The sequence below is a fragment of the Rhodanobacter sp. OR92 genome (genome assembly GCF_000427545.1).
Classification (GTDB): domain Bacteria; phylum Pseudomonadota; class Gammaproteobacteria; order Xanthomonadales; family Rhodanobacteraceae; genus Rhodanobacter; species Rhodanobacter denitrificans.
In genome coordinates this window covers 64,205-90,196 of record NZ_KE386558.1, presented here as the reverse complement: position 1 = coordinate 90,196, position 25,992 = coordinate 64,205, and the positions used below count along the sequence as shown (strand labels likewise).

Genomic DNA, 25,992 nt, shown 5'->3' with positions numbered 1-25,992 from the left:
TGGGGCGTCGACGTACTTTATCAGCCCGTCCTTCGATGCCGGCTCAGCCCTCGCGCAACAACCGCATCGGCGGCGTGCGGCTGACCTTGCGGGTGCCGGCCAGGCCCAGCAGCATCACCACCAGTCCGGCGCCGACGGCACCGCCGACCAGTGGCCACAGCGGCGGCACGAAGTGCTCGATGTGGAACACCGCCTGGCCCAGCCACACGCCGGCGCCGGCGGCGCCGAGTGCGGCGGTGAGGCCGGCGACCAGGCCGAGCAGGGCGAACTCGCAGGCGGCGGCCACGCGCAGCTGCGCGCGGCGTGCGCCCAACGTGCGCAGCAGCGCGGCTTCGTGGCGGCGTTCGGCGGCGCTGGCGGCCAGCGCGGCGGCCAGCACCAGCGCGCCGGCGAGCAGGCTGAAGCCGAGGATCCAGCGCACCGCGTTGCCGACCCGGTCGACGATCTCGCGCACGCGGTCGAGCAGCGAGTCGACGTCGACCAGGCTGAGGTTGCTGTAGTCGCGCGACAGTTGCGCCAGTCCGGTCGCATGCCCGCGCGGCAGGTGGAAGCTGGCCAGCCAGGTATGCGGCAGCTCGCTGGCGTGGGCCGGGTCGAGCAGCAGGAAGAAGTTGACCCGGAACGAACTCCAGTCGACCTTGCGCACGCTGCTGACCTTCGCATCGATGCGGCCTTCGCCCACGTCGAAGCGCAGCGTGTCGCCGATCTTCAGCGCGAACATGTCGCGCCACATGGTGTCGATCGAGACCTCGGCCTGCGCCGGCTGCGCGCCGTGCCACTGACCGGCGATCACCTGATTCGACGGCGGCAAGGCATCGGCCCACGACAACCGCAGCTGACGGTCGGTCCAATCCTTCGCGCGTTCGTCGGCGAAGGCGAGCTGGTCGATCGGGCGGCCGTTGATTGCGGTGAGTTTGCCCACCGCCAGCGGCAGCATGTTGAGCTGGTCGCCGCCGACGGTCACCAGCGCCTGCGTGAAACCAGCGCGCTGGTCGTCCTGCAGGTTCAGCGCGAACCAGTTCGGCGTATCCGCCGGCAGCTCCTGGCGCCAGCCCTGCAGCAGCGCCGGCGCCACGATTGCCAGCAACAGCAGCGCGCACAGGCCCAGGCTGAGCGCGGTGGCCTGGATCACGCTCAGCGCGGGTCGCCGCGCCAGCGCGGCCAGGCCCAGCCGCAATGCCGGGTGCGCGCCCGGTGCAATGCGCCGGGCCAGCCACAGCAGCGCTCCGGCCAGCAGCGCCGCGATCAGCGCCACGCCGAGCAGACTGGCGGCGAGGATGCCGGCCAGGGTGAGCGAGCTGCTCTGGCTCCAGATCAGGCCCAGCGCCACCAGCGCGGGGATCAGGTACAGCGCATCGAAACGCCGCACCCGCCGCTGCATGCTCTGGCGAAATACGGCAACAGGGGCGACCTCGGCCAGCCGCGCCAGCGGCGGCAGCGCAAAGCCGACCAGCACGGCAATGCCCATCGCGGCGGCGGCGAACGACGGCGCCAGCGGCAGCACGGTCGGTACGTTGCCGAACAACTGGCTGGCCAGCAGCCAGGCCAGCTGCGACAAACCCAGCGCGAGCAGCATGCCGAGTGCGGTGGCCGGCACGGCGAGCGCGCCCAGCGTACCCAGCAGCAGGCCCAGCACGCGCCGGCGCGGCGTGCCCAGCGCACGCAGCAGCGCCACTTCGGCGGTCTTGCGCCGCGCGTAGCGCTGCGCGGACAGCGCGATCGCGATGCCGGCGAGCAAGGCTGACAGCAGGGCGGTGAGGCGCAGGAATGCGCCGGCGCGATCGAATGCCGTGCGCATGCGCTCCTGGGTCTGCTCCGGCGTGATCAGTTCGGCGCCCTGCGGCAGCGCGGCCGCCTGCGCCCAGTCGCGCCAGGCCTGCACGGCGGCCGGCGCGCCGGCCAGCAGCAGGCGGTGGCGGGCACGGCTGCCGGTGCCGAGCAGGCCGGCCTGCTCGGCGTCGGCCAGACTCATCAACGCGCGCGGCGCCAGCGCCAGCAGCTCGCCGCCGTCGGGCTGGCGCAGCAGTTCGGCGGCGATGGTCAGCTCGCGGCCGCCGAGTTGCAGCGGCTGGCCGACCTGGAGGCCCAGCGCCACCAGGGCACGGTGGTCGAGATAGACCTCGCCCGCGGCTGGGGCGTGGCCGTTGCGCGTGCGGCCGGCGGCGTCGCGCAGCTCCAGCTTGCCGCGCAGCGGATAGTGCGCATCGACCGCCTGCACGTCGAGCAACTGGGTCTGCTCATGGGCGAACGCCACGCTGGGAAAGCTGGCGGTGCGGGCGAGCTGCAGGCCGTCGCGACGCGCGCGCTCGGCGAATACCGGCGGCAGGGCCTGTGGCGACGATACGCCGATGTCGCCGCCGATCAGTTCGGCGGCGCTGGCCAGCATGCCGCGCTCGATCCGCGTCGCCAGCGTGGCGACCACGCCCAGCGCGACCACCGCCAGCACCAGCGAGGCGGCCAGCGTGCGCAGTTCCGGCAGATGCCATTCGCGACGCAGGCTGCGCAGGGCAAGCAGCAGCATCTTCATGCCGGCACGTCCGTGCCGGTCGAGACGACGCGGCCTTCCTCCAGCTCGATCCGGCGGTCGCAACGCGCGGCCAGGGCCGCGTCGTGGGTGACCAGCACCAGGGTGGTGTGGTGGTCGCGGTTCAGTGCGAACAGCAGGTCGCAGACGTGGTGGCCGGTGCGCTGGTCGAGGTTGCCGGTGGGTTCGTCGGCGAACAGCACGCGCGGGCGGTGCACGAACGCACGGGCGATCGCCACGCGCTGCTGCTCGCCGCCGGACAACTGGGCCGGATAATGCCGCCGCCGCGCGTCCAGGCCCACCGCGTCGAGCGCGGCGCGGGCGCGCTGGCGCGCATCGCTGCTGCCCTCCAGTTCCAGCGGCAGCATCACGTTCTCCTCGGCGGTGAGCGCGGGCAGCAGGTGGAACGACTGGAACACGAAGCCGACCAGGCGCCGGCGCAGGTCGGCGCGGGCCTCCTCGTCCAACTGCTGCAAGGCATGGCCGTCCAGCGCGATGCTGCCGCCGTCCGGCGTGTCCAGCCCGGCCAGCAGGCCGAGCAGGGTGGTCTTGCCGGAACCGGAGGCGCCGACGATGGCGAAGCTCTCGCCCGGCTGCACCTGCAGGCTGACCTGGCTGAGGATTTCCAGCCTCCCCTCGGGACCGTTGACCGACTTGCTAACATCGCGGGCTTCAAGAAGCGGCCGGGAAGAATCACTCATGCGTCAGTGCCTGTGGTGGCTGGTTTTTCTGTGCGGCATCGGCAGCGCCCAGGCGGCGGCGCCGAAAACCGTGCTGGTGCTGGGTGACTCGCTGTCCGCCGCGCACAACATCCCGGTCGAGGCCGGCTGGGTGCATCTGCTGGATGCGCGTCTCAACCAGATGGTACCGAAGTGGCGCGCGATCAATGCCAGCATCAGCGGCGAGACCTCGCTGAGCGGGCGCCACCGCCTGCCGGCGCTGCTGGCGACGTACCGGCCGGCCGTGCTGGTGCTGGAGCTGGGCGCCAACGATGGCCTGCGCGGCCTGCCGCTGCCGGCGCTGCGCGACAATCTGGACGCGATGGTCGTGGCGGCGCAAAAAGCGAAGGTGCGCGTGCTGCTGGTCGGTATCGAGCTGCCGGTGAACTACGGCCCGCGCTACCGCGACGGGCTGCGCGCGGTCTATGCGGAGCTGGCGCAAAGCCGCCACGTCGCGCTGGTGCCGTTCCTGCTCGAAGGCGTGGCGCTCGATCCGGCGCTGATGCAGGCCGACGGCCTGCATCCGGTGGCTGCCGCCCAGCCGCGGGTGCTGGATACCGTGTGGAAACCGCTGCGGCCGCTGCTGCGCTGAAACCGAATCGGTTCTGAACCGCCGGCGCCGTTTTCACGCGGCCGTCACTTGCGCACCGGTTAGCTCTTCACGTATGTGAAGGCACGGAGGTAAGGACAATGACGGTACATGACGAACAGGCGGGCCTGATCCTGCTGGTCGAGGACAACCGCCAGATCGCCGAGATGGTCGGCGAATTCCTGGAGCGGCGCGGCTACTCGGTGGATTACGCCGCCGACGGCGTGAGCGGGCTGCACCTGGCGGTGTCCAACAGCTATGACGTGCTGGTGCTGGATCTGATGCTGCCGGGCCTGGACGGGCTGGAGGTCTGCCGCAAGCTGCGCCGCGAGGCCAAGAAGGCCACCCCAGTGCTGATGCTGACCGCCCGCGACACGCTGGAGGACAAGCTGATCGGGCTGGAGGCCGGCGCCGACGACTACCTGGTCAAACCGTTCGAGGTGCGCGAGCTGGAGGCGCGGCTGCGTGCGCTGATCCGCCGCGACCGCCGCCAGGTGTCCACCGAGGTGCTCAGCGTCGGCGACATGATGCTGGACACCGCCACGCTGCGGCTGACCCGCGACGGCCAGGAACTGACCGTGTCGCCGATCGGCCTGAAGCTGCTGGCGATCCTGATGCGCGAGTCGCCGCGGGTGGTCAGCCGGCGCGACATCGAGCGCGAGATCTGGGGCGACACACTGCCCGATTCGGACACCTTGCGTTCGCACCTGTACAACCTGCGCCGGGTCATCGACAAACCTTTCGCGCGGCCTTTGCTACACACGATCCACTCGGCGGGCTATCGTCTTGCGGATCTTGAGTCGGAAGTGGCCTCTTCGCCCCAGACGGCCTGATATCGACACGGCGCATACAGGTGGGCGCACGCAGGTAATGGATAGCAGGGTCAACGCAATCACGTTTCGTGTGGGGGCTTTCCGCCGGCGCATCGCGTGGGTGTTTGCCCTGCAGTTCTTGATCGTGGCGATCGTCTGCGTCCTGGGCATCTACAACGTGGCGCACACCGCGGTGGTGATCGCGGTGATCGTGCTCACCACCGCGCTGGCCTGGCTCGCCATGCGGCGCGAATGGCGTCCGGTGCGTGCGCTGGCCCGGGTGGTGAGCCGTTGGGATGGCCAGTTGCTGGATCCGGAGTCGCTGCACCTGGAGCAATTGTCCGCCCATGCCGATGCCGACGTGGCTTCGCTGGCGCGGGGGCTGCACGGTTTCGCCACGCGCCTGGCCAGCTACAACCAGCGCGAGCGCAATTTCACCCGCGACGCCAGCCATGAGCTGCGCAGTCCGCTCACGGTGATCAAGATGTCGGTGGACATGCTGGCCGAGGAGGAAGGCCTCAGCGAATTCGGCCTGCGCTCGGTGCGCCGGATCAAGCGCGCCACCCGCGAGATGGAGGTCCTGGTGGATGCGCTGCTGATCCTCGCGCGCGAGACGGGCAGCGCTGCCGACGAGCAGTGCTTCGTCGTCAACGACGCGTTGCACAGGGAACTGGACTTTGCCCGCGAGCTGCTGATCGGTCGGCCGATCGAACTGCTGCTGGAGGAGCCGGCGCGCTTCGCGCTGCAGGGTTCGCCGCAGGCATTCTCGGTGTTGTGCTGGCAGTTGATCCGCAATGCCTGCCAGCAGACCGAGCAGGGCAGCGTGGTGGTCAGCGTGCTGCCCGGCAGCATCAGCGTGCGTAACCGGATCACCTCGCAGGCGCCCGGCAGCGGCTACCCGGTTCGCGCCCGGGGTGCCGACCGGCACGGCTTCGAACTGGCCATAGCGCAGCGCATCAGCGAACGCTTCGCCTGGCCACTGGAGCTGCAGGCGGGCCAGGGTCAGGAAAACATCGCCCGCATCCGCTTCCCGCATCCGCTGCCGGCCGACGTGCCGGAGCGGAGTTTCAGCGAATCGTAGGAGCGCAGCTTGTGCGCCGGGTGCGCTCCTGCACCGGCGTCAACCGGCCGGCAGCGCCACCGCGAACGCGCAGCCGGTCTTCGCCTTCACTTCGTCCAGCGTCACGCCGTCGTTGAGCTCGATCAGGGTCAGGCCCTTGCCTTTCTCCACGGAGAACACGCACAGGTCGGTGATGATCAGGTCCACCACCTGCTTGCCGGTGAGCGGCAGGTCGCACTGGCTCTTGACCTTCGGCGAGCCGTCCTTCGCGGTGTGTTCCATCAGCACCACCACGCGCTTGACGCCGCTGACCAGGTCCATCGCGCCGCCCGGACCCTTGACCATCTTGCCCGGCACCATCCAGTTGGCCAGGTCGCCGGTGCAGGACACTTCCAGCCCGCCGAGAATCGACAGGTCGATGTGGCCGCCGCGGATCATCGCGAACGACTCCGCGCTGGAGAAGAAGCTGGAGCCGGGCAACGTGGTGATGGTCTGTTTGCCGGCGTTGATCAGATCGGGATCGAGCTGGTCCTCGGTCGGGAACGGGCCGATGCCGAGCAGGCCGTTTTCCGACTGCAGGGTGACGCTGACCCCATCGGGGATGTAGTTCGCCACCATGGTCGGGATGCCGATGCCGAGGTTCACGTAGAAGCCGTCGCGCAGTTCCTTCGCGGCGCGCCTGGCCATCGCCACGCGGATCGGGCTTTCCTTGCCGCCGGCCACGCCGGCGATGGTGCGGAACTCGATGCGCTTCTCGTACTTCGCGCCCTGCACGATGCGGTCGACGTAGATGCCCGGCACGTGGATGTTGTTCGGGTCCAGCTCGCCCACCGGCACCAGCTGCTCCACCTCGGCCACGCAGACCTTGCCGCAGGTGGCGATCATCGGGTTGAAGTTGCGCGCGGTTTCGCGGAACACCAGGTTGCCGTGCGCATCGCCCTTCCAGGCCTTGACGATCGACAAGTCGGCGGTAATGGATTCCTCCAGCACGTATTCCCTGCCGTTGAAGACCTTGGTTTCCTTGCCCTCGGCCAGCTTGGTGCCGAACGCGGTACGCGTGTAGAAGCCGGGAATGCCGGCGCCGCCGGCGCGCAGCTTCTCGGCCAACGTGCCCTGCGGGGTCAGGTGCAATTCGAGTTCGCCGGCCAGCACCTGGCGCTCGAACTCCTTGTTCTCGCCGACGTAGGAGGCGTACACGCGCTTGACCTGGTGCGTCTTCAAGAGCGGGCCCATGCCGAAATCGTCCACGCCGGCGTTGTTGCCGACGATGGTCAGGCCCTTGGCGCCGGCTTCCAGCAGCGCGCCGATCAGGTTCTCGGGGATGCCGCACAGGCCGAAGCCGCCGGCGGCGATCGTCATGCCGTCGCCCAGCAGGCCGTCAAGGGCTTGCGCCGCGCTCGGATAAACCTTGTTCATCGCTGTGCCTTCCTCAGGGAGAGTCAGCTGCCAAGGATACGACGGTTTGGCCCGAGCCGGCCTTGTACCAAGGTCGCAAGCCCGCCAGTGCGACCGCCTGCCCGGGCTTGACGGCATCATTTACGCGTGTAAACATTACAATCACTTACACGCGTAAACGGTGACCCATGGCGATCAGCGAAGCCGAGGCGGTGGTGATGGACGTGCTGTGGCGCGAGGCGCCGCGCACGGCCGAGGAGATCCTGGCCGAAGTCGGTCCGGCACAGCGCTGGCAGGAAGGCACGGTGAAGTCCCTGCTCAACCGCCTGCTCCGGAAGAAGGCCGTGCATGCCGAGCGCGACGGTCGCCGTTACCTCTACACGCCGCTGCTGACGCGCGAGCAGTACGTGCAGCAGGAGAGCAAGGGCCTGCTCGACCGCCTGTTCGGCGGCCGCGTGGCGCCGCTGGTGGCGCACTTCTCCGAGCAGCGCAAGCTGTCGAAAAAGGACATCGCCGAACTGCGCAAGCTGCTCAAGGAGCTCGACGATGAGCAGTGTTGAGCTGACCGGAATCGACTGGCTCGGACGCGGCTGGCTGCTGATCCTCGCCTTCACCGCCGCCGCGCTGATGGCGGCCGCGCTGCGCCGGCCATGCCGCCGTCTGTTCGGCGCCGAGCGCGCGTTCCAGCTGTGGCTGCTACCGCCGCTGGCGCTGCTGGCCAGCCAGCTGCCGCATGCGACAGCAGCACCGGCCGTGATGTTGTCGCCGGTGGTGGTTGCGATCACCTCGGCAGCGACCGCGTTGCCGGTGTACGCCGCTGGACCCAGTGCGACCGACTGGCGCGTGTGGACCATGCTGCTGTGGCTGTTGGGCAGCATGGCCAGCCTGTTGCAAGCCGTTCTCGCGCAGGCGCGTTACCGCATGCGGCTGCGTGGCGCCACGAGCGTTGTCGATGCGCAGTCGCGCTGGCCAGTGCTGCGTGCGCCCGGTGCGGATGTCGGTCCCGCCCTGATCGGCGCCTGGCACGCGCGCATCGTGCTGCCGGCGGATTTCGAGCAGCGCTACGACGCTGGCGAACGCGCGTTGATCCTGGCCCACGAGACCGCCCATGCGCGCCGCGGCGACGGCTGGTGGTGCCTGCTCGCGCGAGTCCTTGCTGCGCTGTTCTGGTTCCACCCGTTGGCATGGTGGGCACTGGCCGCGCTGCGTCACGACCAGGAACTGGCCTGCGACGCCGCCGTGCTGCGCGAGCACGGCGCACAACGGCGCAGCTATGCGAATGCGATGTTGAAGACCCAGTCGGCCGCGTTCGCGCTGCCGGTGGGGTGCACGTGGTCCCCTCGCCATCCACTCACGGAGCGTATTGCCATGTTGAAACTGCCTTCACCGAACCGTTGGCGTCGGAACACCGGAATGATCGCCGGCATTGCCGTCGCCATCCTGGTGGCCGGCTCGGTCTATGCCGCCAGTGCGCCGCAAGGAGAGCGCCCGGCGTGGGAAGTCCAGGCAGACCATGCGACCTGGAAGGTCCGGGGTCAGGAGTATCAGTTGGACATGCAAGTCGAACTTTCAACCGACGCTGGTCACGAGCGTCATGCGGAAAATGTGGCCCTGGCGCTGTGCATGGCGCCGGGCAAGGCAGCGATGGCAAGCGTGGGGACCCTGAGGGTGGAAGCGACCACCGTGCCCGCCGGCGATCGGCAGGTGCGTATCGACCTTGCCGTGGGCAATACAGGTGAGTCGCCGCTTGCGCATAGCCAGCTGCTTGGCGCGCTTGGTCATAAATTGCACGCCGCCGGCACGGGGGGCGACGGCAAGCATGCGTATGTCATCGACGTTACGCCGCAGGCTGGCTGCCCCGCACGGGCGGTTGCCGAAGCTTCCCCGGTCAAGGTCACCGGGCACGTCACGAACAGCACGGCGCGTGCCGTGGCGGAATCGATAGCGGCGAAGGCGGGCTGGACGCTCGCCAATCCGGAGGCGCTGGGCCATGCTCCGGTCACGTTGTCGTTCAACGACATGCCTGCGGGCACGGCGATGCAACGGGTGGCCGACCTTGCCGGCATGAAGCTGGTGCTGGATGGCGAGCGGGTGCGCTTCACGCCCAGGTGACCAACCGCGTCCCGGTATACTCATGCTGTTGTCCGGGAGAACACCCACGTGAGACCGCACCATCTGTTCCTTGCCCTGGCCACCCTCGGAATCACCGGCATGAGCCACGCCGCCGTTTCACCCGTGCTGGTGATCCATGGCGGCGCCGGCGTGATCAAGCGCGACATGACGCCGGCGAAGGAGCAGGCGGTGCGCACGGCGATGGCCCACGCGCTGCAGGATGGCTACGCCCGGCTCAAGGCGGGCGGCAGCGCGCTGGACGCGGTGGCCGCGGCGATCACCGTGCTGGAGGACGATCAGAACTTCAACGCCGGCAAGGGCGCGGTGTTCACCCATGACGGCAGCAACGAGCTGGACGCGGCGATCATGGACGGCAACACGCTGCGTGCCGGCGCGGTGGCCGGGGTCGAACACGTGAAGAACCCGATCCTGCTGGCGCGCGCGGTGATGGAGCAGTCGCCGCACGTGATGCTGTCCGGCACGGGCGCCGAAGCCTTCGCGAAGGAGCACGGCATCGCCCTGGTCGATTCGTCGTACTTCCGCACCGAAGCGCGCTGGCAGCAGTTGCAAAAGGCGTTGAAGGAGGACGCCGCGAAGCAGCCGCACGCGGACGTCGAGACGGCCAAGCACTTCGGCACGGTCGGCGCGGTGGCACTGGACGCGCAGGGCCGCCTCGCTGCCGGAACCTCCACCGGCGGGATGACCGACAAGCGCTGGGGCCGCATCGGCGACTCGCCGATCATCGGCGCCGGAACCTACGCCAACAGCGGCTGCGCCGTGTCCGGCACCGGCTGGGGCGAGTTCTACATCCGCACGGTGGCCGCGCACCAGATCTGCATGAAGGTCACCCAGATGCGCGTGCCGCTGAAGCGCGCCGCCGCCGAGGTGATCAACCAGGAAATCCCCTCGATGGGCGGCAACGGCGGCGCGATCGCGCTGGATGCGCAAGGCCACATCTCGATCCCGTTCAACACCGACGGCATGTACCGCGGCTGGATCGGCGCCGACGGCGTGCCGCACGTGGCGCTCTACGGCGACGAGGACGACGGCACCGCGGAGTTGCCGGCGCCGGCGCCGGCCGATAGTGTCGCGCAGCCGTAGGTCGCACCACCGCCGCTGTTGCCGTAGGAGCCCGCTTGCGGGCGATGCTCTTTCGGGATTCGGGAAGGCATCGCCCGCAAGCGGGCTCCTACGGAAGCTTGCGCAGCTGCGCGGGTGTCAGCGCGCCGCTGATGCCGCGCCGGCTGCCGTCCGCGCGGATCACCAGCACGCGCGGCGTCTCGCCGCCCCAGTGCGGGTCGAGCAGGAAGTTGGTGCGTTCGGGCGAGGCTTCGGCGTAGGCACGCGCGGGATAGCCGTCCATTTTCATGCTGCGCAAGCGTGCCTCGATCGTCTGGCGCAGCTCGATGCTGTCCGTCGTCACAGTGACCAGTTCGATGTTGCCAGGATCGGCGCGTTGAACCCTGGCCAGCGCCTCGAGGTTCGGTTCGCAGTAGGCGCAGTCGAGCGACCACAGCGCAAGGATGCGCGCGCCGTGCGCCGGCGGCTGCAGCAGCGCGGGAACGTCGGCGGCCGCCAGCGGCTGCAGCGAGCCGGCGCTGGCCAGCGCCGGCAACCACAGGGCGAAGGCGAGCAGCAGGCGTTTCATTGCGGCAGCTCGACGAGGCGGAAACTGGTGGCGGTGTTCCACGCCACGAACGCGCGGCCCTGTTTCAGCAGCAGCTGCGGCGAGCCTGCCGCGCCGCTGCTGCGGGCGATTTCGCGGGGCGCGTCGAAGTGCGCGCCGTTGTCGGACGAGCGGCGCAGCATCAGCGTATAGCCGTCCGCACTTACCTGGTTCCAGGCCACCCACACGATGCGGCCGTGCACGGCCACGTCCGCGTGGCCGGCACCGGCGCCGGCGATCGCCAGCGGATGCTCCGGCGCGTGGCCGGGATCGAGCTGGCCGTACCAGATCGTGGGCTGGCCCTTGGCTTCGTACCACACGGCGTGACGGGTACCGTCGCCGCCGATCGCCAGGCCGGGACCATGGTGCGGGCAGCCGGCGATCTGCCAGTCGCTGAAGGTGGCACGGGCGACCGGGCTGGTCTGGCCGTCCGTGCGCAACACGGCATACGCGTGGTCGCGGATGTTGTCGCCGTAGATGCTGCGGAAGAACGCGGCGACTTCGCCAGCGGGCATGCGTGCCAGCGCGATGCGGCAGCATTCGCAGCTCTGGTCGACGAGCTTGCGCTCGGCCACGAAGCTCTTGCCGCCATCGTCCGACCAGCTGTAGTAGATCGCGGCGCCCAGGTACGGCTTGCCGTGGGCATCGGCGGCGAGCAGGTCGCGCTTGTCGATCCAGGCGACCACGATGCGGCCCTTGTCGTCAACGGCGAGCGCATCGAAGCGATGGGTGATCTCGGCACGGTCGCGGTGCACGGTCAGCGGTTCGCTGAAGTGTTCGCCGCGATCCAGCGAGCGGGCGAAGCGCACGAAGCCGGTCCACGGCGCGGCGCGCGGTTGCGACCAGCTTACGTAGATTTCGTCGTGCGGGCCGAACGCGAGCTTCGGGCGGTTCTCGCCTTCGGCGTAGATGCTCTCGGCCGCGGCGTTCACCTCGACCGGCGCACTCAGCGTGCGGCCGTCGTCATCGGAATGGCGCAGCCGCACGTGGCCGTCGGCCGCGTCCACCAGCCACAGCCGGCCGTGGCTGTCGAACGCGGTGCTGGCGCCCAGCTCGGGGCCTTTCGGCATCTCCATGCGCATGCCGTCGTGCGCGAACAGCGTGGGCGACAGCAGGCAGAACAGGGCGATCAGCAGGTAACGCATGGCGGTTCCTCACAGCTCCCAGTGCAGCTCGCCGAACCAGGTACGGCCGGCGTAGGGATGGTAGACCCAGTACTGCTCGTTGGTGAGGTTGTCGACGCCGAGCGCGGCGGTCCAGCCTGGCGCGAACTTCCAGCGCAGCTTCGCGTCGGCCACGGTGAAGCGGCTCACCGCGCCGTAGCCGTCCACGTAGTCGCTGTTGTCCAGCGTGCCGTACTGGCGGCCGGAGTGGCGGATGCCGAGCGAGGCATCCCATTGCGGCGCGAAGCGGTAGTCGGCGAACACGCTGGCGCGGACTTTCGGAATGCGCGGGAAGGTCTTGCCGTTGGCCAGCGGGTACTGGCGGTCCTCAAGCGTCTTCGCATGGTTGAAGGCGAGGCTGGCCTGCAGGTCGAGGCCATCCAGCCAGAGGTCGGTGAGGGCAAGCTCGCCCTCGATGCCGCGGCTGCGCATCCTGTCGATGTTCTGCACGCTGGTGACGGTGGGGGTGACGGTGATGTCGGTCTGCGAGTACAGCGAATCGGCGATGCGGTCCTGGTACAGCGAGACGCGCCAGTGGCCGTGCGCCAGGTGGCGGGTCAGGGTGAGGTCGGTGGACTCGTCGGTCTCGGGCTTCAGCGCGGGATTGTTGTTGACGATCGCGTTGGCCGACAGGCTGCCTTGGAACAGTTCGGTCACGGTCGGGTAGCGCACCGCCTTGCCGTGGGCCAGGCGCAGCTCCCAGCCGTCGGCGAGGTCCCAGCTCAGCGCCGCCTTGGGCGAGAAGTCGGTGCGCCGGCGATCGGCGTAATGCACGGCGTTGACCGCATTCGCGCGCAGGCCGCCGTAGGCGCGCCATTGCTCCAGCCGGCCGCCCACGGTCAGCGCCCAGGCGTCGGCGAAGCTCCACACGTCCTGCAGGTACAGCGCGCGGGTCTGCGTGCGGCCGGCGAACGCGCTGACCTGCGCACCGTCGGCATCGCCGCGCCAGTCGCTGGCGCTGCGCACGCGGCTGTCCAGTACGTAGCGGTCGCCATGCGCGCCGGCGTACAGCATGTGGCGCTCGCCGAGCGGCCCGGAACTGCGCAGGTCCAGCGTGTCCCAGCCGGAACCGGCCTTGTCGGCGATCGTGCCGGGCCCGCCCGTGGGCACGCCGGGTTCGGCCAGGTTGGCGGTGGCCGCCTGCGAGCGCAGGAAGTCGTAGTGGCTGGCCACCGCGGTCCAGCGCCAGCCGTTGTCGAGGTGGCCGTTCAACTCGACGCCGTACAGCAGGTGGGTGTCGCTGGCCGAGGAGGGCGCCAGGCCGCTGGCCGGCAGGGTCCAGGTCTGTCCGGCCGCGCTGATCGCGCCGCCGGTGACCGGGTGGCCGGCAGCATCGCGGATCAGGCTGCGGGTGCGATCCTCGGCGCGATTGTGCCACCAGCCTACGGTGAACAGCGCGGCAACCTGTTCGTTGATGTCCACGCCGACCTTCAGCTTCGCCTGGTCCTGCACCGTGTGTTCGATGCTGTTGGCGCCGTACACCAGCCGCGGCGAGCCGTTCGGGTTGCGGTCCGGTACGGCGCCGCTGACCGGCACCGCCGCGGCCGCATTGCCGCCGGCCTTCGCGGTGGCGTATTGCATCGGCTGGCCATGGTTGTCGAGCCGGCTGAATTCCAGCAGCCAGCTGAAGCGCCCCTGTTTGTCGCCCAGCGTGGCGGCAGCCTGATGGCCGTTGTAGTGGCCGCCGGCGCCGTACGCGTCGCGGTAATCCTGGCTGAAGAACTGGGTGCTCACGCTGGCCGTCAGCTGCTGCGGCAGCACGGTGTGGACCAGCACGGTGCTGCCCAGCGAGTTGCCCGGGTACAGCGCGGAATACGGTCCATAGAGGATGTCGACGGCGCCGATTTCCTCGGGCGCCACCATGCCCCAGCGCGGCGCGCCGTCCCAGCCGTTGGTCATCAGGTTGGAGAGCAGCAGGCCGTCGGCGTAGACCAGGCTGCGCGCGCTCTGCAGGGTGCCCGCGTTGCGGCCGCTGATCACCGCGTTCGGATCGCCGATGTAGCGCTTGCGCACCATCATGTTCGGTGCGTACTTGAGTGCGTCGGCGCTTTCGGTGAGGTTCTGCTGCTGCAGCTTTTCCCGTTTTAGGCGGACCTGCACGCTGGGCGTTTCCATCACCATGGTGTCGCTGGCGTGTACCGAGATCGGGGCGAGGGTGGTGGCGGGGGCGGGTTCATCGGCGGCCAGCAGCGAGCTGGCGGACACGGCGAGTGCGACTGCACAAAGGCCGAGGGGTAGGGTGTTCAAGACGACACTCTGGATGGGGGTCTAGGGTTGCAAGGATAGTCCGCTGCCGTGCGCGCGACAGATGGCGCGTTGTCGCAGCGAGGGCGGCGATGGGACGCATGGGCACGGCGAAAGGTGCCCGGCGCGCTCCTGCGAATGCGGTCTAGTCTTCCCGGTCGGGGCGTTCGCGTACCGGGTGCTTGCTCAGCTTGCGCTGCAGGGTGCGGCGGTGCATGCCGAGGCGGCGGGCGGTCTCGGAGATGTTGCCGTCGCATTCGGTCAGCACGCGCTGGATGTGCTCCCATTCCAGCCGGCGCAGCGCCAGCGGCTGTTCGGGCGCGTCCGGCAGGTCGCCGTCGCTGTCGCTCTCGTTGTCGCCGTCGAGCAGGGCGCGCACCACGGCGTCGGCGTCGACCGGCTTGGCCAGATAGTCGTGGGCGCCGCGCTTGATCGCCTCCACCGCGGTGGCGATCGAGGCGTAGCCGGTCAGCAGCAGCACGCGGAGGTCCGGCACCAGAGTGTGCAGCTCGGGAATCAGGCGCAGGCCGTTCTCCTCGCCCAACTTCAAGTCGAGCACGCAGTAGCGCGGGCTGTGCCGCCGCGTCAGCGCCCGCGCCTCCTCGAAGTTGCTGGCGGTGATGACTTCGAAGCCGCGCGAGCCGAGCGCGCGCGCCAGCACACGCAGGAAGGTGGTGTCGTCGTCGACCAGCAGCAGCGGGCGGGCCGTGGCGGCATGAGGCAACTCGGTCATCGGCGGTGTTTCCTGGAAGTGGATCAGGCGCCCATTCTTGCCGGAAGCGGCGGCACTTGCACGTCCGGCAGGTTATCTCTCGGCGATCACCGCCAGTGGCAGGCGCAGACAGACCTCGGCGCCGCGCGCGGTATTGCTGGCAATCAGCTCGCCGTTGAGCCGCTCGGCCGTGGCTTCGGCCAGGGCCAGGCCGATGCCCAGCCCGGTCTGCTTCCGCGAGTAGCCAAGCAGGGTCAGCTCGCCTTCGGTGTCGAAGCCGGGGCCGTGGTCGCGCACGCTCAGCTGCAGCCACTCGCCGTCGCGCGAGACGTGCAGCGCCACCGCGTTGGAATGGTTGATGGCCGAAGCGTCGGCGGCGTTGTTGAGCAGGTTGAGCAGCGCGTGACGCAGGCCTGGCGGGGTCCGCAGCACGATCCGGGCGACGTCCTCGTCCAGCGGCAGGGTCACTTCGGCTTCCGGCCGCAGCAACTGGAAGCGCTCCAGGCAGCCGTGGATGAACACCGCCACCGTGAGCCGTTCCGGCTCCTGCGACAGCTGCGCCTTACCGAAGGCGACCATCTCGCGAAGGATCGTGCGGCAGCGGTCGACCTGGCTCTCCAGCAGCGCCAGGTCCTCGGCCAGCGTCTCGTCGTCGGCATGCTCGCGGCGCAGTTCGGGCAGCAGGGTGCGCATGGTGGACAGCGGCGTGTTGAGCTCGTGCGCCGCACCGGCGGCCTGGGTGGCGATGGCCAGGATGCCCTCGTCGCGCAGCGCGCGTTCGCGCACGCGCTGCACTTCGAGCTGCTGCAGGCGCAGGACATGCGCCAGTCGGCTGATGAAGAAACTCAGCAGCAGCGCCATGATCACGAAGTTCACGCCCATGCCGACCACGTGCAGCGTGAACCGGCTGGGCGAATCGGCGGCCATCGGCAGCGGCAGCGGCACGTACGAGTAGAGCAGGCTCACGTAGGCGACGCCGGCCAGCGCGGCCACCGTCAGTACCGCCCGGCCGGGCAGCGCCGCCGCGCTGAGCGCGATCGGCACCAGCAGCAGGGTGATGAAAGGGTTGCTGGCGCCGCCGGTGAAGTACAGCAGGTAGCCCAGCACCAGCGTGTCGAAGGCGATGTGGCCGACCGCCTCCCATTCGCGCAGCGGCCACGGCTGGGTCAGCCGCCACGCGGCGAACACCGAGAACACCGCGAGCAGGCCGATGCCGAGCAGCAGCGGCAGCAGCGGAATGGCCAGCTGCATCCACCAGGCGCACACCAGCACGGCGGCGCTCTGGCCGGCGATGGCGCAGATCCGCAGCCAGGCCAGCGTGCGCGTCAGCGCAAACAGGCCGATGCGTTGGGTGGATCGGTGCGGCATGGCGATCTTCCGGGCTTGCTGAAAACGGCGTGCCCGCCGCGCCGTGCGCGACGGGCACGGCGGCTCACGTCGGCGTGTTGAATTCCTCGCTGCGCACGGGCGGCAGCGGGTTGTTGGCGACGGAGTCGGAATGGCTGCTCGACAGCTTCTTCATCAGCGGCAGCATCGCCAGCGCGATCACCGTGCAGGCCACGCCGGCGAAGCCGAGCTTGTTGAACAGCGCGGTATAGATCGGCAGCGACACCAGCGGATCCTTGATGTCGGTCGGGATGCTGGCGAAGTTGGCCACCACGCTACCCAGGTACTGCGAGATGCCCGAGGCCACATAGTAGGCGCCCATCATGAAGCCGCCCATGCGCGCCGGCACGTAGCGCGCGATCATCGCCAGGCCGAGGCCCGACACCAGCAGCTCGCCCAGCGAATACAGGCCGTAGCCCCACACCATGATCCACGACGAAACCTGGCCGTTCACCGCGAAGCGGGCACCGACGCCGTAGATGAAGAAGCCGATCGCCACGGCGGCGAAGCCCCAGGCGAACTTGGCCGCCACCGACGGATTCTTGCCGACCTTGCCCATGGTGTTGTAGGCGAGCACCAGCACCGGGCTCAGCAGCACGATCCAGATCGCGTTGAGCGACTGGAACTGCTCGGGAATCCAGTTGAACAGATGCAGGCCGAACAGGCCGAACGAGAGGTCGACGTTGCGCTGGGCGAACAGGTTCAGCGAGGTCGACATCTGCTGGTAGAAGATGAAGAAGAAGATCGTCTGCACGGTCAGCACCAGCGCGGCGACCAGGCCGGCCCGCTCGTGCGGCTCACTGCTGCGGATCAGGTGCACGAAGATGCCCAGGATCACCACGCCGGCGGCGTACACGCACCATTGGGCGACCGTCTGGTCCTGCAGGATGAAGGCGGAGACGAACACCATGCCGATCGCGGCCAGCAGCACGGTGCCGAGGCGCTTGACGTCGACCGGCTTGTCGTCGGCCGGCGAGCCGATGTGCGCCAGCGTGCGGTGCATCAGCGTGTAGTTGACCAGGCCGAGCACCAGGCCGACCGCGCAGACGCCGAACGCGGTGTGCCAGCCCCAGGCGTCGCCGTATTTGGCGCCCACGTAGTCGCGGATCCACGGCGTCAGCAGCATCGAGATGGTCGAGCCGATGTTCACCGCCATGTAGTAGATGGTGAACGCGCTGTCGATCTTGGTGTCGTCGCCCTCGTAGATCTTGCGCACCAGGTTGCCGGCGTTCGGCTTGAAGAAGCCGTTGCCGACGATGATCACGCCGAGCGCGACGTACAGGAAATAGGCGTTGTTGGTCGGAATCCACAGCATCGCGTAGCCCAGCGTCAGCACCACGGCGCCGAGCAGCATGGTGCGGCGGGTGCCGATCAGCTTGTCGCCGACCCAGCCGCCGATCGCCGGCGTGGCGTAGATCAGCGCCGCGGCGGCGCCCCAGATCAGGTTGGCCTTGCTGTCTTCAAAGCCGAGCTTCTTTACCATGTAGGTGACCATCAACACCTGCATGCCGTAGAAGCCGAAGCGCTCCCACATTTCGATCAGGAAGACGGTGCTGAATGAGCGCGTCTGCGAGACGGGCGGGTTCTGGGTTGCCATAGGTTTTCCGTACGAGATTCGAACCGTGGCGCATGCGGGCACGCGCCAGTGCCATGCGGCCCATGGACGGACCACAACCGACGAAGCGTAACCCATTCGCCATCAGGGCGTAGCTGCACTGCGGCAAGACACCGAAGCTGCGGCGGGCGCCCGCTGCCGGCGCTTGTGGCATCATCGGCCGCTCGAACCGGCCTGTTCCAGGGAGTCTTGCCGTCCATGTCCATCGCATTGATACCGCCGCGGCGCTTGCGGTCGGCCGGGCGGCGCCGCTGATGGCCGCCGAGGGTTTTCGCGGCCCGAAACAGGTCTGGAACGCGTTTCTGTGGTCGATGAAGGGGCTGCGGGCCGGCTGGCGGCACGAGGCCTCGTTCCGGCTGGAAGCGTGCCTGGCGGTGGTGCTGATCCCGCTCGGCCTGTGGCTGGGCCATGGCGGGCTGGAGAAATTCGCGCTGATCCTGGCGCCGATGCTGGTGTTGTCGGCCGAGCTGCTCAATTCGGCGATCGAGGCGGTAGTCGACAAGGTCAGCCCGGAGTTCAACGAGCTGGCCGGACGGGCCAAGGACATGGGTTCGGCCGCGGTGTTCGTGCTGCTGGTGCTGGTGGTGCTGAGCTGGGGCTTGATCCTCGGTCCGCGCCTGTTCGGTTAGCGCGCGCGTTCACCCCGTGCTGACACGATTGCGGCAAGCGGCATGGGATGATGGAATGGCCTTCCACCGGATCGGAGCGATGCCATGAAACTTCTGCGCAACCTCGTGCTGTTGCTGCTCGCCTTCGGCCTCGGCGGCTGCGGCTACAACGCCATCCAGAAGCAGGACGAGGCAGTCAAGGCGGCCTGGTCCGAGGTGCTGAACCAGTACCAGCGCCGCGCCGACCTGGTGCCGAACCTGGTCAACACGGTCAAGGGCTACGCCCAGCACGAAGAGAAGGTGTTCACCGAGGTCACCGAGGCGCGCGCCAGGGTCGGCAGCCTGCAGGTCAACGCCGATTCGCTGAACGATCCGCAGAAGCTCAAGCAGTTCCAGGCCGCGCAGGGCGAGCTGGGCAGTGCGCTGTCGCGGCTGATGGTGGTCAGCGAGAACTACCCGCAGCTGAAGGCCGACGGCCTGTTCCAGAACCTGCAGGCGCAACTGGAAGGCACCGAGAACCGGGTCACCGTGGCGCGCAACCGCTACGTGCAGGCGGTGCAGGCATACAACGCGATGATCCGCACCTTCCCGAACAACATGACCGCGAAGATCTTCGGCTACCAGGTCAAGCCGAACTTCACGGTCGAGAACGAACAGGCGATCTCCACCGCGCCGAAGGTGGATTTCGGCACCACCGCGCCGGCGCCTGCCGCGACGCATTGATGATGCCCGGGCGCTTCCCGCGCCGCTGGCTGCTGCTGGCGCTGCTGCTGCCGGTGCTGCTGCACGCGGCCGCTGCCGTGCCGAAGCTGGCACGGCACGTCACCGATCTCACCGGTACGCTGAGCGCGCAGCAGGTCGACCAGCTCGACGCACAGCTGGTGGCGCTGGAACAGGCCAAGGGCGCGCAACTGGTGGTGCTGATGGTCGGCAGCACCGGCGAGCAGGACATCGAGAGCTATTCGCTGGCAGTGGCCGAGGCGAACAAGGTGGGCCGCAAGGGTACCGACGACGGCGTGCTGCTGCTGATTGCGAAAGACGATCGGCATGTACGCATCGAGGTGGGTTACGGCCTGGAAGGCGCGATTCCCGATGCGGCCACCGCGCGGATCATTCGCGAATACATCGCCCCGAAGTTCCGCAGCAACGATTACTTCGGCGGCATCAGCGACGCGGTCGGTGCATTGACCCAGCTGATCAACGGCGAAGCGCTGCCGCCGCCGGTGCAAGGCGCTCCCGAGCGTGGCCGCCCCGGCCTCGATCTGCAGAGCGGCCTGATGATCGCCGTGTTCGTGGCACTGTTCCTGCGCGGCATCTTCGGCCGCACTCCGGCGCTGGTCAGGGGGCCGCTGGGCGCCGTGCTGGTCGGCGGCTTGCTGTGGCTGCTGATCTCGATGGGCGCCGGCATCCTCGGCGCGCTGGTCGGCGGCGTGCTGATGCTGCTGCCCGGCGGCGCCGGCCGCTCGATCGGCGGCGGTGGCTGGGGCGGCTTCGGTGGAGGCGGCTGGGGTGGCGGCAGCGGCGGCGGAAGTTTCGGCGGCGGCGGCTTCAGCGGCGGCGGCGGCAGCTTCGGCGGCGGCGGTTCTTCGGGGAGCTGGTGATGGCGCGCATGCGGCGATTGTGGGCGAATCTATGCGGTAGCTGGTTCCAGCTGTCGCGGCGCTTTCCGCCCGCACTGCTGGACGAGATGGCCGCGGCGATTGCCGCCGGCGAACGCCACCACCTGGGCGAGATCCGCTTCGCGGTCGAATCGCGGCTGGCACCGCTGGCCGTGCTGGAGGGCCTCGACGCCGCGGCCCGCGCGCGCCAGGTATTCGCCCAGTTGCGCGTATGGGACACCGAACACAACAGCGGCGTGTTGTTCTACGTGCTGATGGCCGAGCATCGCATCGAGATCGTCGCCGACCGCGGCATCGCGGCGAAGGTGGCGGCGCACGAATGGGCGGCGGTCTGCGCCCGCATGCGCGAAAGCTACGCCGCCGGGCAATGGCGCACCGGCAGTCTCGACGGCATTGCCGCTGCCAACGCCTTGCTGGAACGGCATTTCCCCGGCGACGGCGGGCCCCGCCGCGACGAACTGCCGGATCAGCCGGTACTGCTCTGATACCTGCCGGGCGTGTCGCATGCACACTGCTCAGCGTTCCGCGGGAGCAGGCCGGGCGTCGGTCGACCCTGATGGATGCCGCACAAAAAAAAGGGCCGGCAGATGCCGGCCCCTTGGTCCACGTCGCGATGCCTAGAACATCTTCCACTCCAGCTCGGCGAAGATCGAGCGACCGTAGCCGTTGTAGTTGAAGCCGTCGTAGTACGGGTACGAGGTGTAGGTGCTGTCGCGCGGCGGCCGCTTGTTGAGCAGGTTGTTGGAGATCAGCGATACCTTGACCTCGTCGTTGACCTGCAGCGCCACGCTGGCGTTGTAGGTGATTCGCGGGCCGACCGTACCCGTCTGCTTGAAGTTCATCGTCGGCCCCTCCCGCAGACCGTACAAGGTCGCGCTCAGCGGTCCCTTGCTCCAGTTGATGGTGGCGCTCTCGCGATGCTTGAACTCGCGCGGGAAGGTGCGGTAGGTCAGCAGATCGAGGGTCGGATCGCCGGGATACTGGCGATAGGTGTGGTCCAGGGTGACGTTGTAATCGGCGCCGAACGTGAAGTCGCCCGCCTGACCCGCATCCCAGCGGTACTGGGCGCCGGCGGTGATGCCGGTAACCCGTTCGTTGGAAATATTGATCGGATAGGTGTGGACGCTGTTGATGCCGGACTGCAGCGGATTGGACGGGTTGTTGCGGTCGACCAGAGCCAGCGCCTCGACGCAGCGGGGCGAGTTGATGTCCACCGGCGAGCCGCCCACGGTATGGCCGATCCGGCAGTCCGCCTCCAGCGACATGATGCCGTTGATGCTGCGCTGGGACACTTCGTCGCTGATGGTGATCCGGTAGTAGTCGGCGTGGATGTTGAACTTGTCCGATGGCGACCAGACGATGCCGCCGGTCAGCGACTTGGCGGTGATGTTCTTCAAGTCCTTGTTGCCGGCCTGCGTGCCGAATACCTGCTCGTTGTTGTAGCTGCAGGTGTCGACGTCGAAGTTGTCGCCGTTGGCCAGGCGGCAGCGGTAGTAATCGACCACGTTGGTGTAGAAGCCGCTCTCTCCCTGGAACAGGCCCGCCATGTCCGGAGCACGGAAAGCGGTGGCGTAGGTGCCGCGGATCAGGAGCGTGTCGATCGGGCGCAGTTCCAGGCCGGCCTTGTAGGTGACCTTGGAATCCGTGCGGCCGGCGGCCTTGTAGGTGTCGTAGCGCAGCGAGGTGCTGGCGGTCAGCCAACTGGTAATGGGCAGGCTCAACTCCGTGGCGGCGGCGTAGCGATCACGCTTGCCGGTGCCCTGGGTGCCGGTCAGTCCCCAGAAGTAGCCGTCGATCAGGCGCTGGTCGGTGGGGTTCTCCCATTTCTGGTCGCCGTACTGCAGCAGTACGGCGAGGCCGGCGGAGCCGCCGGGTAGATCGAACAGATTGGTGTTGGTAACCGTGCCGGTCACTTCCTGGGTGTACGTGTGCGAACGCGTACGAATCTGTTCGCTCAGCGAGCGATAGGTTGCCGGCGACATGAGCGAGTAGAAACGATCGAGATTCAGGTTGTATGCCGGGTAGGCATCGAACACCGGATCCCAGCCCACCTGGTCGCCGAGGAAGTAGTTGTCGACCTTGTTGGCCACCAGGTGCAACTGGCGGGTGGTGATCACGTTGTCGGAGCGGTGGTAGTAGGCGTCGTAGCCCCAGTCGGAGTCGCCGAACGTGCCGCGGAAACCCATGTTGGCCACGTAGGAGCGATTGAGGTCCTTCTCGTTGGCGAGGTTGCCGATGCCGGCGGCCGAGCTGTCGATGGTGTACTGGGTCGAGACAAACGTGCCGGGGCCGTCCAGCGCCGAGCCGTTGTCGACATTGTTGGCGTAGATTGGGCCGAGGTCCACGCCCGAGCCCCACCAGGTGTAGTTGGAGCCGACGTAGTAGTCGGACTTGGTCACGTTGTAGAGCGCGTTCGCGTAGAACTGGGCGCTCGGCGTGATGTCGTAGGAGAAGTTCAGGTAGCCGGTACCTGCCTTCGAGCCGTTCATGATGGTGGAGTAGGCCGGCGAGTTCGGGCTGCCGCAGAAGTGGCCGCGGCCGGCCGCGTCGGTGGCGTACACCGTGGTGTTGCCGAAGCCGGCAGCGACGCGGTCGCAGCTGGCCTGCCCGCCCGGCACGAAGAAGCGGTCGGTGCCGATCTGGCTGTGGAACAGATCCTGCAGCAGGTAGTCCAGGGCCGGGCGCGATGCGCCGGCCGGCAAGCCGGGGCGGTCATTGTTGGAGTCGAACCAGCGGCGCTGGTAGCGGTAGATCGGGCGCTGGTTGCGCAGCTCCACGCTGTAGGTCAGCTTGGCCTTCTCCCAGTCGTGGCCACCGGTCAGCTGGAAGCGCTGGCTGCCGCCGCCGCCCTCGCTGAAGCCGCCGCCGCGCAGATTCATGGTGACGCCTTCGACGTGCTGCTTGAGGATGATGTTGACCACGCCGGCGATCGCGCTGGAGCCGTAGATCGCGGACTGGTTGCCCGGCACGATGTCGATGTGGTCGACCATCGCCATCGGGATGGTGGCGATGTCCACGAAGTTGCCCGAGCCGTTGTACAGCAGGGGGTAGTCGGCCATCGGCTTGCCGTCGATCAGGAACAGCGTGAAGCCGGGATCGAGGCCGAGCAGGCTGATCGTCTGCGCACCCTGGGTGAAGCCGCCGGAGAACTGCGCGCCCTGCACCGAGCCGGTGGCTTGCGGTAGCGCCTGCAAGGCCTCGGCGACAGTGGTGAAGCCTTGCTTGGTGATCTGTTCGGCGGTGATCTGGATGGTCGGCGTGGCCGTTTCGATCTGTGCGCGCGGCAGCAGCGAGCCGGTTACCTGGATGCCTTGCAGCTTGGTGGCCTCTTTCTTGTCGGCCTTGGTGTCCTGCTGGCTGGCCTGTGTAGTGGCTTGGTCGGCTTGACTGTCGGCCTGGTTTTGCGCGTGCGCGGAGCTTGCCCACAACGGCAGTGACAGCGAGGCGCAGATGGCGCCTGCAAGAAGCTTGCGGTGCATGAATTTCCCCTTTTGTGTGGCAGAAATGCCTGCGGCCTCCCCAGGCGCAGGTATTTGGCGGGATTTCCTCCGCCGTCCTTTTGTGACGCCATGCCCGAGACCGGGCAGGCGCGCACGGTCTCGACCATAACGTAAGGTTCACGTGCCCGCAACAATTTGCAGATGCCCTTCGCCGAGCGGTTTTGGCCGCTTGGTCGGGGCTTCTCCGGCGGTGGTGCGGGTGCAAAAAAAGCCGCCTTGCTCGAAGGCGGCTTTTCGGATGGCCGGCGAGGCGCGGGCTTGCGTCAGTGCGCGCCCTTGCCGATGTGCCTGTCGAGGAAGGCCTGCAGTGCCTCATAGAAGGCGATGTTGTTTTCCTCGCTGTAGAAGCCGTGCTGCTCCTTGTCGCGCACCAGCCATTCGTACGGCTTGCCGGCCTTGTCCAGCGCCGCACGCAGTTCGGTGGCGTTCTCGTAGGGTACGCGCGGGTCGTCCTTGCCGTGGATGATCAGCACCGGGATGTTGAACTTGTCCAGGTGATAAATCGGCGAGATCGCGCGGATGGTGTCGTCGTCGGTGCCGATGGCCTGCATGAAGTAGTTGCGGCCGCCGGCCGAGCGGCGGGTGTCGCTGCGATGCAGCTCGATGGCGTAGTCCGATACGCCGGCGTAGTCCACCGCGCACTTGAACATGCCCGGTGCACGGATCGGCGCCATCAGCGAGGAGTAGCCGCCGAAGCTGGCGCCGAACACGCACACGCGCCGCGCGTCGGCGTAGCCCTGCCTGATCGCCCAGTTCACGCCGTCGATCAGGTCCTGCTGGATGCCGCTGCCGAATTGCTTGTAGCCGGAGTGCTCGAAGTCGGTGCCGCGGCCGCCCGAGCCGCGGTAGTTGACCTGCAGCACCGCATAGCCGCGATTGGCCAGGAACTGCGACCAGGGGTCATAGCCCCACGAGTCGGCCACGCCGATCGGCCCGCCATGCGGCAGCAGCACCAGCGGCATCGGCTTGCCGGCGCTGTTGGCCGGCATGGTCAGGAAGCCGGCCAGCCGGGTGCCGTCGCTGGCGGTGAAGTTGATCGGCTGGCGCGGCACCATCTGCTGCGGGTCGATCCACGGCTGGCTGCGGAACAGCGGCTGCAGGTTCATGCTGCTGCGATCGAACAGTGCGTAGGTGCCGGGGTCGCGGTCGCTGTGCGCGCCGATGATCAGCTGCATGCCGTCCTGGCTGGCGCTGGCGACGGTGAGGAACTCGTCCGGGAACTTGGCCGCGAGAGCCTGGCTGATCTGCGTGTAGATGCTGTCGTCGAGGTACTGGATACGTGGTTTGCCGGCACCGAACACCACGCCGTAGGGCTGGTACGGATAGGGCGTCCACAGCACGTCGTCCACCGCGGCGAAATCGTCGCCGACCAGCACCTTGCGCGCGCTGCCGTCGAGGTTGCTCACCACCAGCTGGTCGGGGCCGCCGTCGGCGCTGTACAGCGAGTAGAGGTGTTTGCCGTCGGCGCTGATGTGGATCGGCACCAGGTGCTTGCCGGTGATGCTGGCCGGGAGCTTCTGCCACGGGCTGTCGGCATTCTCGCGGCGGTAGACGTCGATGCGGTAGGGGTCGTCCTGGTTGCTGCCGTAGGCGAAGCGGGCCACGTCGTCGTGCAGCACGAAGCTCATGCCGGCCTCGTCGATCCGGCCCATCAGCGTGGCGTGGCCGCTGTCGGTCTCGACGTCGTAGATCAGGCTCTGGCCGCTGTCGCGGGAGCCGCTGCTGGCATGCGTGCGGAACGGGCTGACGCTGATGTAGACATGGCCGTTGAGCTGGTGCGGCGTGCCGGCGATGAAGCCGGCACCGCGTACCATGCTCAGGATGTTCATGTTCGTGCCCTTGGTGTCGCGCACGCGCCAGCTGTAGAGCACGCGCTTGTGCGAGCCGTCGAAGTCGACAGCCACCACCTCACCGGTGCCCTGCGGCGCCTCGAGCGTGCCGCTTTCCTCGCCCAGCCCCATCACCAGGCGCGTGTTGCTGACCCAGGTGATGCCGATGGGCAGGGTGCGCGGGGCCATGTTCAGGCGACTGACCGGCTTCAGGTCCGGCAGCGCCAGCACGCCGAGCTGGTAGCTGCCATCTTCGTTGTGGACCGACACGGCCAGGTGCTTGCCGTCGGGCGAAATCACCGGATGGGTCAGTGGCGGGTGCCGCGCGAAATCCCGGTAGGGAATTTCGCTGGTGTGGGCGGCCACGGGCGCGAGCAGGACGAATGCCGCGCACAGTATCAGCCGATGGATATGCTTGATGATCATGGTTGCTCCTTGG

The 25,992-nt window shown here is 68.2% G+C and carries 21 protein-coding genes; 10 read left to right on the top strand and 11 right to left on the bottom strand.

Annotated features, from left to right (window positions below; translation table 11 throughout):
- Window positions 1-43 precede the first annotated feature (43 nt).
- Window positions 44-2,527 carry an FtsX-like permease family protein gene (locus RHOOR92_RS0116670; RefSeq protein ID WP_027490775.1) on the bottom strand — a complete coding sequence of 828 codons (2,484 nt, stop codon included), beginning with the start codon at window positions 2,525-2,527 and terminating at the stop codon, window positions 44-46.
- Window positions 2,524-3,225 (bottom strand): ATP-binding cassette domain-containing protein, encoded by a 702-nt coding sequence (locus RHOOR92_RS0116665; protein ID WP_027490774.1) that lies wholly within the window; start codon window positions 3,223-3,225, stop codon window positions 2,524-2,526. The genes RHOOR92_RS0116670 and RHOOR92_RS0116665 overlap by 4 nt, the downstream gene beginning before the upstream one ends.
- On the opposite strand from RHOOR92_RS0116665, the gene RHOOR92_RS0116660 reads away from it, so the two are divergent.
- From RHOOR92_RS0116660 to RHOOR92_RS0116650, 3 genes are all read left to right on the top strand, one after another.
- Entirely contained in the window at window positions 3,224-3,835 is a 612-nt protein-coding gene (locus RHOOR92_RS0116660) for an arylesterase (protein WP_027490773.1), read from the top strand. The genes RHOOR92_RS0116665 and RHOOR92_RS0116660 overlap by 2 nt on opposite strands.
- Before the next feature lie 98 nt (window positions 3,836-3,933).
- On the top strand, window positions 3,934-4,665 hold the full coding sequence (locus RHOOR92_RS0116655) for a response regulator transcription factor (RefSeq protein WP_027485863.1): 732 nt from the start codon (window positions 3,934-3,936) through the stop codon (window positions 4,663-4,665).
- Between the two features lie 37 nt (window positions 4,666-4,702).
- Window positions 4,703-5,725 carry a HAMP domain-containing sensor histidine kinase gene (locus tag RHOOR92_RS0116650; protein ID WP_027490772.1) on the top strand — a complete coding sequence of 341 codons (1,023 nt, stop codon included), beginning with the start codon at window positions 4,703-4,705 and terminating at the stop codon, window positions 5,723-5,725.
- A gap of 39 nt (window positions 5,726-5,764) precedes the next feature.
- Here the strand turns inward: RHOOR92_RS0116650 and RHOOR92_RS20070 are convergent, their stop codons facing one another.
- A complete protein-coding gene (locus RHOOR92_RS20070) occupies window positions 5,765-7,120 on the bottom strand; it encodes a 3-oxoacid CoA-transferase (protein WP_027490771.1) in 1,356 nt (451 codons plus the stop codon).
- Between the two features lie 167 nt (window positions 7,121-7,287).
- Here RHOOR92_RS20070 and RHOOR92_RS0116640 point away from each other — a divergent pair, with 167 nt between their 5' ends.
- The 3 genes from RHOOR92_RS0116640 (at window position 7,288) to RHOOR92_RS0116630 (ending at window position 10,312) form a co-directional block, all read left to right on the top strand.
- Entirely contained in the window at window positions 7,288-7,659 is a 372-nt protein-coding gene (locus tag RHOOR92_RS0116640; RefSeq protein ID WP_027490770.1) for a BlaI/MecI/CopY family transcriptional regulator, read from the top strand.
- Window positions 7,646-9,211, top strand: coding sequence for a M56 family metallopeptidase (locus RHOOR92_RS0116635; protein ID WP_027490769.1), 1,566 nt, complete (start codon window positions 7,646-7,648; stop codon window positions 9,209-9,211). The genes RHOOR92_RS0116640 and RHOOR92_RS0116635 overlap by 14 nt, the downstream gene beginning before the upstream one ends.
- A gap of 99 nt (window positions 9,212-9,310) precedes the next feature.
- On the top strand, window positions 9,311-10,312 hold the full coding sequence (locus RHOOR92_RS0116630) for an isoaspartyl peptidase/L-asparaginase (RefSeq protein ID WP_037115698.1): 1,002 nt from the start codon (window positions 9,311-9,313) through the stop codon (window positions 10,310-10,312).
- Between the two features lie 88 nt (window positions 10,313-10,400).
- Here RHOOR92_RS0116630 and RHOOR92_RS0116625 read toward each other — a convergent pair whose 3' ends face one another.
- From RHOOR92_RS0116625 to RHOOR92_RS0116600, 6 genes are all read right to left on the bottom strand, one after another.
- The gene (locus tag RHOOR92_RS0116625) at window positions 10,401-10,859 is read right to left on the bottom strand and encodes a hypothetical protein (RefSeq protein WP_027490767.1); all 459 of its coding nucleotides are present in this window, start codon (window positions 10,857-10,859) and stop codon (window positions 10,401-10,403) included.
- On the bottom strand, window positions 10,856-12,022 hold the full coding sequence (locus tag RHOOR92_RS0116620; RefSeq protein WP_027490766.1) for a sialidase family protein: 1,167 nt from the start codon (window positions 12,020-12,022) through the stop codon (window positions 10,856-10,858). The genes RHOOR92_RS0116625 and RHOOR92_RS0116620 overlap by 4 nt, the downstream gene beginning before the upstream one ends.
- A gap of 9 nt (window positions 12,023-12,031) precedes the next feature.
- Window positions 12,032-14,287, bottom strand: coding sequence for a TonB-dependent receptor (locus tag RHOOR92_RS0116615; RefSeq protein WP_027490765.1), 2,256 nt, complete (start codon window positions 14,285-14,287; stop codon window positions 12,032-12,034).
- A 142-nt stretch (window positions 14,288-14,429) separates the two neighbouring features.
- On the bottom strand, window positions 14,430-15,017 hold the full coding sequence (locus tag RHOOR92_RS0116610; RefSeq protein WP_007506991.1) for a response regulator transcription factor: 588 nt from the start codon (window positions 15,015-15,017) through the stop codon (window positions 14,430-14,432).
- A gap of 72 nt (window positions 15,018-15,089) precedes the next feature.
- Window positions 15,090-16,364: an ATP-binding protein gene (locus RHOOR92_RS0116605; RefSeq protein ID WP_007506990.1), complete on the bottom strand. Its 1,275-nt coding sequence runs from the start codon at window positions 16,362-16,364 to the stop codon at window positions 15,090-15,092.
- 64 nt (window positions 16,365-16,428) lie between these two features.
- On the bottom strand, window positions 16,429-17,979 hold the full coding sequence (locus RHOOR92_RS0116600; protein ID WP_027490764.1) for an oligopeptide:H+ symporter: 1,551 nt from the start codon (window positions 17,977-17,979) through the stop codon (window positions 16,429-16,431).
- 272 nt (window positions 17,980-18,251) lie between these two features.
- Between RHOOR92_RS0116600 and RHOOR92_RS0116595 the strand changes: the two genes are divergently transcribed.
- The 4 genes from RHOOR92_RS0116595 (at window position 18,252) to RHOOR92_RS0116580 (ending at window position 20,709) form a co-directional block, all read left to right on the top strand.
- The gene (locus tag RHOOR92_RS0116595; RefSeq protein ID WP_027490763.1) at window positions 18,252-18,626 is read left to right on the top strand and encodes a diacylglycerol kinase; all 375 of its coding nucleotides are present in this window, start codon (window positions 18,252-18,254) and stop codon (window positions 18,624-18,626) included.
- Window positions 18,627-18,710: 84 nt separating this feature from the next.
- Window positions 18,711-19,328: a LemA family protein gene (locus RHOOR92_RS0116590; RefSeq protein ID WP_007506983.1), complete on the top strand. Its 618-nt coding sequence runs from the start codon at window positions 18,711-18,713 to the stop codon at window positions 19,326-19,328.
- The gene (locus RHOOR92_RS0116585; protein WP_027490762.1) at window positions 19,328-20,206 is read left to right on the top strand and encodes a TPM domain-containing protein; all 879 of its coding nucleotides are present in this window, start codon (window positions 19,328-19,330) and stop codon (window positions 20,204-20,206) included. Before RHOOR92_RS0116590 ends, RHOOR92_RS0116585 begins: the two co-directional genes overlap by 1 nt.
- Window positions 20,206-20,709 (top strand): TPM domain-containing protein, encoded by a 504-nt coding sequence (locus RHOOR92_RS0116580; protein WP_007506979.1) that lies wholly within the window; start codon window positions 20,206-20,208, stop codon window positions 20,707-20,709. The genes RHOOR92_RS0116585 and RHOOR92_RS0116580 overlap by 1 nt, the downstream gene beginning before the upstream one ends.
- Window positions 20,710-20,841: 132 nt before the next feature.
- On the opposite strand, the gene RHOOR92_RS0116575 is transcribed toward RHOOR92_RS0116580, so the two are convergent.
- Both RHOOR92_RS0116575 and RHOOR92_RS0116570 read right to left on the bottom strand, forming a co-directional pair.
- Window positions 20,842-23,703 (bottom strand): TonB-dependent receptor, encoded by a 2,862-nt coding sequence (locus tag RHOOR92_RS0116575; RefSeq protein ID WP_037115659.1) that lies wholly within the window; start codon window positions 23,701-23,703, stop codon window positions 20,842-20,844.
- 284 nt (window positions 23,704-23,987) lie between these two features.
- A complete protein-coding gene (locus tag RHOOR92_RS0116570) occupies window positions 23,988-25,979 on the bottom strand; it encodes a prolyl oligopeptidase family serine peptidase (RefSeq protein WP_027490760.1) in 1,992 nt (663 codons plus the stop codon).
- Between the last annotated feature and the right edge of the window lie 13 nt (window positions 25,980-25,992).